Annotated in this window: 10 protein-coding genes and 1 pseudogene; 6 read left to right on the plus strand and 5 right to left on the minus strand. The window is 69.0% G+C overall.

The features are described from left to right. Positions 1 to 902 (plus strand): cation diffusion facilitator family transporter (locus tag A9X03_RS25375; RefSeq protein WP_156746674.1); only part of this gene is annotated, 902 nt, incomplete at its 5' end. 24 nt (positions 903 to 926) lie between these two features. Here the strand turns inward: A9X03_RS25375 and A9X03_RS25380 are convergent. The 4 genes from A9X03_RS25380 to A9X03_RS25395 all read right to left on the minus strand — a co-directional run bounded on the left by A9X03_RS25380 (position 927) and on the right by A9X03_RS25395 (position 3,676). Then, positions 927 to 1,271, minus strand: coding sequence for a DUF732 domain-containing protein (locus tag A9X03_RS25380; RefSeq protein WP_067784212.1), 345 nt, complete (start codon positions 1,269 to 1,271; stop codon positions 927 to 929). Positions 1,272 to 1,346: 75 nt separating this feature from the next. Further along, positions 1,347 to 2,855, minus strand: a complete 1,509-nt coding sequence (locus A9X03_RS25385; protein WP_068263600.1) for a sodium:alanine symporter family protein — start codon at positions 2,853 to 2,855, stop codon at positions 1,347 to 1,349. Positions 2,856 to 3,002: 147 nt separating this feature from the next. After that, positions 3,003 to 3,305, minus strand: a complete 303-nt coding sequence (locus A9X03_RS25390) for a DUF732 domain-containing protein (RefSeq protein WP_082950111.1) — start codon at positions 3,303 to 3,305, stop codon at positions 3,003 to 3,005. Positions 3,306 to 3,379: 74 nt separating this feature from the next. Then, a complete protein-coding gene (locus tag A9X03_RS25395) occupies positions 3,380 to 3,676 on the minus strand; it encodes a DUF732 domain-containing protein (RefSeq protein WP_231969355.1) in 297 nt (98 codons plus the stop codon). A gap of 147 nt (positions 3,677 to 3,823) precedes the next feature. Between A9X03_RS25395 and A9X03_RS25400 the strand changes: the two genes are divergently transcribed. The 3 genes from A9X03_RS25400 (at position 3,824) to A9X03_RS25410 (ending at position 5,688) form a co-directional block, all read left to right on the plus strand. Next, the gene (locus A9X03_RS25400; protein ID WP_067784210.1) at positions 3,824 to 4,570 is read left to right on the plus strand and encodes a Clp protease N-terminal domain-containing protein; all 747 of its coding nucleotides are present in this window, start codon (positions 3,824 to 3,826) and stop codon (positions 4,568 to 4,570) included. An 87-nt stretch (positions 4,571 to 4,657) separates the two neighbouring features. Further along, the gene (locus tag A9X03_RS25405; RefSeq protein ID WP_067757898.1) at positions 4,658 to 5,191 is read left to right on the plus strand and encodes a hypothetical protein; all 534 of its coding nucleotides are present in this window, start codon (positions 4,658 to 4,660) and stop codon (positions 5,189 to 5,191) included. After that, on the plus strand, positions 5,179 to 5,688 hold the full coding sequence (locus A9X03_RS25410) for an N-acetyltransferase (protein WP_067757895.1): 510 nt from the start codon (positions 5,179 to 5,181) through the stop codon (positions 5,686 to 5,688). The genes A9X03_RS25405 and A9X03_RS25410 overlap by 13 nt, the downstream gene beginning before the upstream one ends. Here the strand turns inward: A9X03_RS25410 and zapE are convergent. Beyond that, a complete protein-coding gene (zapE, locus tag A9X03_RS25415) occupies positions 5,666 to 6,721 on the minus strand; it encodes a cell division protein ZapE (protein ID WP_068263585.1) in 1,056 nt (351 codons plus the stop codon). The genes A9X03_RS25410 and zapE overlap by 23 nt on opposite strands. 34 nt (positions 6,722 to 6,755) lie before the next feature. Between zapE and A9X03_RS25420 the strand changes: the two genes are divergently transcribed. Both A9X03_RS25420 and A9X03_RS25425 read left to right on the plus strand, forming a co-directional pair. Further along, on the plus strand, positions 6,756 to 7,517 hold the full coding sequence (locus tag A9X03_RS25420) for a pyrimidine reductase family protein (protein WP_068263595.1): 762 nt from the start codon (positions 6,756 to 6,758) through the stop codon (positions 7,515 to 7,517). A gap of 91 nt (positions 7,518 to 7,608) precedes the next feature. Then, positions 7,609 to 7,956, plus strand: a pseudogene (locus A9X03_RS25425) (alpha/beta hydrolase); the annotation flags it as partial.

The following is a 7,956-nucleotide window of genomic DNA, read 5'->3' on the forward strand; positions in this document are numbered from 1 at the left end:
TCCGCGACCCCGCGGCAAGTTTTCCCCTCGACACCGTCACCGATGATGCGGCCGAGCGTCGGCAGGCCAACCGGGCCGTCGCCGTCAGCGCGATCGGACTGGCGCTGACCGGGCTCGTCGAATTGGCGATCGCGCTGCTGTCCGGCTCGGTGGCGTTGCTCGGGGACGCGTTGCACAATCTGTCGGACGTCTCCACCAGCGCGCTGGTGTTCGTCGGGTTCCGGGCGTCACGCAAAGTTCCCACCGAGCGCTATCCCTATGGCTACGAGCGCGCCGAAGATCTCGCCGGAATCGGTGTCGCACTGGTGATCTGGGGCAGCGCCGCCGTGGCCGCCTTCGAAAGCGTCAACAAGCTGCTCCGGCACGGCGGCACCGGATACGTGGGCTGGGGCATCGCGGCGGCGCTGGTGGGAATCGTCGGCAACCAGCTGGTGGCCCGCTATAAGTGGTTGGTGGGCAAGCGGATTCGTTCGGCGACCATGGTGGCCGACGCCAAACACTCCTGGCTGGACGCGTTGTCGTCCGCGGGGGCGATGCTCGGGCTGATCGGCGTGGCGCTCGGCTGGGGATGGGCCGACGCGGTGGCCGGGATCGTCGTCACGGGGTTCATCTGCCACGTCGGCTGGGAGGTGACCTCGGAGATCGCTCACCGCCTGCTCGACGGCGTCGACCCCGAAATCATCACCACCGCCGAGGCCGTCGCCGCCACGGTGCCGGGCGTCACGCACGCCCACGCCCGGGCCCGATGGACCGGGCGGACGTTGCGGGTGGAAGTGGAAGGCTTTCTCGACCCGGACACCCCGTTGGCGGCCGCCGATCGAATCGGGCGCCTCGTCGCCGCCGCGCTCGCGCCGCGGATCCCCGAGATGCACAACTTCACATGGACGGCGCGAGCCGCGTAGCGCGCACCCACGCGCTCCAGGCGGTCAGTTGCCGGGGGCACCGTCCGGCTTCGGGCCGCGGTCCTCGCCGGTGACGTACTTCGGGCAGTAGTGGGCCGCCGCGAGGTACGTGAACTTGGCCGCGCTGGCCCCCTGGAATGCGGGGTTCTGGTTGCGCAGCTGGGTCACGATCTCCGCGGTGGACTGGCCGTCGTCGAGCAGGTCGCACACCGACTTGCCGATCGTGACGGCGTTGCCGCCGTCCTGGTAGGTGAGGCCGGCGTCGCGCAGGTCGGTCAGAAAGTCCTGATCGTTGTTCACATCGGCGTACGTGGGCGCCGCCAGGCCGATCGCGGCGGCCACGCCGGCCAGAACCAGTAGAAATCGCATAACGCAGCGATTCTCGCAGACCTGCCGGCGAATGGCACCTCGCCGGGGAAACGGCGGGTGAACTCTGGCGGCCGGTTAGGCCGCCGGCGCGCGAGAGGGTCGCAGCGCCGGGCGGTGCAGCGTCAACGACTCGGGCAGCGCGCCGACCTGCCGGCGCTCCGCGCGCTCCCAGATGTCGCCGTCCAGGACGCCGGGCAGGCCGGCCTCGCTGGCGATGAACACCGGCGCCTCGCCTTGCGCGAACTGCCGGTGGTAATCCTTGAGGGCCGCGAACGCCCACTTGCCCAGCAGGCAGATGGTGAGCAGGTTCGCGATGGCCATCACCGCCATGGTCAAGTCGGCGAGCGCCCACACCAGGGTCAGCTTGGCCAGCGCCCCGAAGATGATGGACGCCAGGGTGACCGCCTTCAGAACGTTGGCCGCCAACCGCCGTCCGCCCAGGTAGAACAGATTGGCCTCGGCGACCACGTAGTTGCTCAGCACCGATGCGAACGCGAATACGAACACCACCGAGGTCATCAAGACCGTGGTCCACGACCCGAGATCCGCGGCGATCGCGGATTCGGTCAGGCTGGCCCCGGCGAGCGAGCCCAGGCGAGAGGGATTGTAGGTTTCCGGACCGGACAGCAGCACGATGAACGCCGTCGCCGTGCAGATCACCATCGTGTCGACGAACACCGCGAGCGACTGAATCAGGCCCTGCTCCACCGGATGTGCCACGGTCGCGGCGCCGGCGATGTTGGGCGAACTGCCCATCCCCGCCTCGCAGGCGAACAGGCCCCGCTTGACGCCGGTGAACATCGCGGCGAGCGCTCCGCCCGCGAAACCGCCTGCCATTTGGCGGATTCCGAACGCACCGCCGATGATCTCCCTGATCACCGTCGGCAGCTCGGTGATGTTGACGGCCACGATCCCCAGCGCGAGCAACGTGTACACCAGCGCCACCACCGGAAGGACCGATCCGGCGAATTGGGCGACGCGCCGCACGCCACCGAAAAGCACGGGCGCCGCCAGCACCGCCAAAACGACTGTGGTCCAACCGACCCCGATGCCGTGCGACGACTGCAACACCCCGCTGATCGCGTTCGTCTCCACCATGTTGAACGCTGTGGAGAACGTGACCACCAGCAGCATGGCGAAGATGACGCCGCCCGCGCGTGACCGCAGGCCCCGTTGTATGTAGAACGCGGGACCGCCGCGGAAGGCTCCGTCGTCCGAGCGGACCTTGAAGATCTGGGCCAGGGTGGCCTCGATCACCGCGGTGGCCATGCCGACCGCGGCCACCACCCACATCCAGAAGACGGCGCCGGGCCCCCCGACCGTCAGGGCGATTGCGACGCCGGCGATGTTCCCGGTACCCACGCGCGACGCGAGGCCCACGCAGAACGCCTGGAACGACGAGATCCCACCGTCCTGGCGATGAGCCCTACGAAGCTGGCGAAGCATGCGCCCGAAGTAGCGGACCTGAATGAATCGGGTGCGCACGGTGAAATAGATGCCGCCGCCGATCAGCAAATAGATCAGGACATGCGTATTGAGGATGTTGCTAATGGGCTCGACCAACTGCTGCTGAAGGAAGTCCAAGCCCATGCTTCCTTTCGGCTACGACCACTGTCCGTCGCCGAAATGGTATGGGCGAATTGTTGATTACAGGTTTCGTTAACCTGCCGTCAATGGTCGGCCGTGTAACAACCGCATCACATTCGTCGTAACGGCCCACCGCCGCTACCGCTAGGACGCGGCGTCGGGCTTCGAGAGCGCTTGGGGGCAATACGAGTTGGCGGCGATTGCCGCAAACCGGGTGGCGTCGTCCCCCTGCAGCCCACGATTGAGCATTTGGAGCATCCGGACGACGTCGGTCAGGTTCGAGCCCTCGCTGACCAGCTTGCACACCGACTTGCCGGAGGTGATCGCCTGCTCGGGATCCGAGTAGGTCAGGCCGGCCGCGTGAACGGTCGCCAGGAAGGTGTCGTCACTGCCGTCGGCGTGCGCCGGGCCGGCCAGACCGATCGCGGCCGCAAGGCCGAGCGACATCAGAAATAGCCTCACGGCTCACTGATCGTTCCAGAGCTGCGGCCGCCCCGCATCTCGTGGCGCGAATCGGCCGGTTACGAGCTGGCGGTCGTGGTCGTCGGGCTGGACGACGAGAGCGCGTCCGGGCAGTAGGCGTTGGCCGCTATCGCGGTGAACTTTGCGGCCTTGTCGGCGCTCAATGCGCTGTCGCCCTTTTGCACCGCCGTCGCGATGTCAGCGATCGCGGTGCCGCCACTGGCCGCCGAGCACACGTAGTGGGCCGCCTGTATGGCCTGTCCCGGGTCCGTATAGGTGAATCCGGCCGCATCCAGCGATGCGAGAAACGCACCGTCGGTGTCGTCGGCGTATGCCGGCGCGGCCAGGCCGATCATGACAGCAACGCTGGAAATTGTCAGAACAAGCTTCATAAATTTGAAATCGTTCCAGACCTGCGCGGAGTACGCGGATGACGAAACAATAATTAACAATCGTCAACCCCGGGTTGACATCTCCAAGCGCGTCAACCTATCGTTGACGGCATGGCCGACCCGACCCGCATCGCCTACCCCGTCCGGCTCGACGAGCTGATCAATGCCATCAAATCGGTGCACACCGACGCGCTCGATCAGCTGGCCGACGCGGTGCTGGCGGCCGAGCACCTGGGCGAGGTCGCCGACCACCTGATCGGGCACTTCGTGGATCAAGCCCGGCGGTCCGGGGCGTCGTGGACCGACATCGGCAAGAGCATGGGCGTCACCAAACAAGCGGCCCAGAAGCGGTTCGTGCCGCGCGCCGAGGCCGCCACCCTGGATCCCGAACAGGGCTTCGGCCGCTTTACGCCGCGGGCGCGCGGCGCGGTGGTGGCGGCCCAGAACGCCGCGCACGAGGCCGCCAACGACGAGATCACGCCCGGCCACCTGTTGCTCGGCGTGCTCAGCGATCCGGCCGCGCTGGCCACGGTGTTGCTGCGCCTGCAGCAGGTCGACACCGAGTCGCTGCGCGCGGCCGTCGAGCTGCCCCCGGCCGGGGGCGCAACCCCCGACCTCATCCCGTTCAGCGGCCCCGCGCGCAAAGCCCTGGAGCTGACCTTCCGGGAGGCACTTCGGCTGGGGCACAACTACATTGGGACCGAGCATCTGCTGTTGGCGCTGCTCGAGCTGGAGGACGCCTCCTCCGACGAAGGACCGCTGCGCCGGTGCGGCGTCGACAAGGGCCGTGTCGAGGCGGATCTGATCAAGGCTCTGGAGTCGCTCGGCGGCGGCACGGGCGCCCGCGCCGAGGGCTGATCCGGGGTGGTCGACCCCTCCCCGACGCATCACCGCATGTGCGATCATTCGAAGGTTCCCTTCCCGGGTTGCCTAGGAGGCGAAGACATGGCGAAGACGCACCGCTGGCTGGTCGTCCTGTCCGCGTTCGTCGTCGCCGCGGCGAGCGTCACCGCGATCGCCGCGCTCCCCGCCCCCCGCGCCTGGGCCGGTGACGCCCCCATCGGCCACATCGGCGACACGCTGCGGGTGGACACCGGCACCTACGTCGCGGACGTGACCGTCACCGGCGTGGCGCCCTGCGACCCGCCGCCGGGCTTCGGCTACACGCGCGAGGGCACCTTCCGGGGTTTCCCGGGCAGCTCGGTCGAGCGGGCCGACGTCGTCGTTCGCGCGGTCCGGGTGCCCAACCCGTTCGTCATGGCGACCACCTTCAGCTTCGACGGCGTGACCCAGTTCGCCGACGCCTACAAGCCGCGCGCCTCCGACGCCCCCGATGCGCTGGACAACGTGCTCACCAACGCGCCGAACGGGGCGATCGTGCGGGGCGAAGTGTATTGGGACGCCTACCGTGATCCCGTCTCCACCGTGGTCCTGCTGGACAAGAAGACGGGCTACCACCTCGCGCAGTGGAATCTCTGACCCGCGCCGTACGCGTCGTCACGACGGATTCCGTTGACGTTCAACAGCTTGCCGACGTCGCCGCGCGTACCTTCCCGCTGGCGTGTCCGGCCTCGATGGCAGCCGAGAACGTCGCCGCGTTCGTCGACGCCAACCTGACGGCCGCCCGCTTCGCCGAATACCTGGCCGATCCGCAGCGCGCGATCCTGACCGCCACACAGCACGACCGAATCGTCGGTTACGCCATGCTGATTCGCGACGGCGACACCGCCGAGCTGTCCAAGATGTATGTCACGCCGGAGCACCACGGCACCGGGGTCGCGACCGCACTGATGGACCTGGCGCTGACCACCGCCGGCGAGTGGAAAGTGGGGCGCGTGTGGCTCGGCGTCAACCAGGCCAACGAACGCGCGCAACGCTTCTACGCCAAGAGCGGCTTCCAGGTCAGCGGCACCCGGACCTTCCAGGTCGGCGCCGGACGCGAGGACGACTTCGTCATGACCCGCCCGCTTCGTTGACCGTCAGCGCCAGGAGCCGAGACATGGCCCGCAGGTACTTCTTTCGGTAGCCGCCCGCCAGCATCTCGGCGCTGAAGATGGTGTCCAGCTTCTCGCCCGAGGCGACCACCGGAATGCCGGCGTCATACAGCCGGTCGGTCAACGCCACCAGTCGCAGGGCGACGTTCTGGTCGTCGATGCCATGCACACCGGTCAGGCACACGGTGGTCACCCCCTCGATGAGGGTCAGATATCGCGACGGGTGCATGGTGGCCAGGTGCGCGCACAACGCGTCGAAATCGTCGAGCGTCGCCCCGTCGACCCGCGCGGCGCGCGCGGCCACCTCTTCGTCCGAGAGGGGTTGCGGCGCCGGCGGCAGGCCGCGGTGCCGGTAGTCGGGCCCCTCGATCCGCACGGTGGTGAAAATGCTTGCCAGCGTGTTGATTTCGCGGAGGAAGTCCTGGGCGGCGAACCGGCCCTCGCCCAGTTGCTCGGGCAGGGTGTTGGAGGTCGCGGCCACCGACACCCCCCGCTCCACGAGCGACGAGAGCAGCCTGGATATCAGCGTGGTGTTGCCCGGGTCGTCGAGCTCGAACTCGTCGATGCACACCGCCGTGTAGCCGGCCAGCAGGTCAACGCATTCGCGGAATCCGAACACGCCGGCCAGCTGGGTCAACTCCCCAAACGTCGCGAACGCCTTGGGAGTTGACGATTCCGGGCCGTCACCGGGCAACGCGTAGTACGCCGACGCCAGCAGGTGGGTCTTGCCCACGCCGAACCCGCCGTCCAGATACAGGCCGACCCCGGGCAGCACCGCTCGCCGGCCCAACAACTTTCGCCGGCCCGCTCGTCGCTCCACCGCCTGACGACAGAACTGCCGGCACGCCACGACGGCGGCGGCCTGCGTCGGCTCGGCCGCGTCGGGCTGATACGTCGCGAAGCTCACGTCGGCGAACGTTGGGGGCGGCCGCAATTGAGTTATCAGTCGCTCCGGCGACACACTCGGATGCCGATCCACCAGGTGCGCCACTCCCCCGGAAGTGGACCCGTGCATCCCAGAACTCTAGCGGCGTGCTGCAATCAACCCCATGGCCCTGCCCGAGACGCCGCTGTCGCTGCTCGGATCGGTGCGCGAACTCGGCGACGCCGAACTCCCCCGCCTCTACGGCTACCCGGAACGCAACGGGACGTGGGTGCGGGCCAACTTCATCGCGAGTGTGGACGGCGGCGCCACCTCCGGCGGCAGCAGCGGGACGATGGGGGGTCCCGGCGACCGGTTCGTGTTCAACCTGCTGCGGGAGCTCGCCGACGTCATCGTCGTCGGCGCGGGCACCGTCCGGGTCGAGGGCTATTCGGGGGCGCAGCTGAGCGTCGCCCAGCGCCAGCAGCGCCAGGCCCGCGGGCAGAGCGAGATCCCGCAACTGGCGATCGTCACCAAGTCGGGCCGGCTGGACCGCGACATGGGGGTGTTCACCCGGACCGAGGTGCCGCCACTGGTGCTCACCTGCGCGGCGGCGGCGGCCCCGGCGCGCCGGATGCTCACCGACCTGTGCGAGGTGATCGACTGCTCCGGCGACGACCCCGGCGAGGTCGACGAGGCCGTGATGCTGGGGGCCCTCGCCGCCCGCGGGATGCGCCGCATCCTGACGGAGGGCGGGCCGATGCTGCTCGATTCGCTGATCCAGCGCGACATGCTCGACGAGCTCTGCCTGACCATCGCGCCTTACCTCGTCGGCGGGCTGGCCCGCCGCATCGCGACGGGGCCCAGCCAGCTGCTCACGCGGATGCGCTGCGCCCACGTTCTGACCGACGACGCCGGTTACCTGTACACCCGCTACGTCAAGGCCTAGCTTTGCGGCGACCCGTCCCCCAGCTTCGCGGGGGTTCCCCCGGCGCCCGGCTTCGCCGCGTTTGCGATCGCCGCTAGCTACTGTGGTCGACATGAGTCGGCAGATCACGCTCGCCACGGTCTTGCTTGCGGTGACCGCAGTGGTCGCCGGCTGCGTCCCGGGCCTGGCCGCCGACCCGCGATTCGCGACCAACGCCGGGGCCCGGCCCCAAGGCGCGACCACCGCCAAGCCACCGCCCAGCGGCCCGCCGCCCATCGCGGCGCCCAAGAACGACCTGCCCTGGCACGACTGCACGTCGCGGGTGTTCGGCGACGCCGCGGTCCCGCCCGCCGCCGGGGTCCAGCTGGACTGCGCGAACTACGACGCGGACCTGGACCCGAACGGCGGCGGGACCGGCACCGTGAGCGTCGGCGTGGTGCGCGCCCGCTCCAGCCAGACC

It is taken from the genome of Mycobacterium sp. E1715 (assembly GCF_001667625.1).
GTDB lineage: Bacteria > Actinomycetota > Actinomycetes > Mycobacteriales > Mycobacteriaceae > Mycobacterium.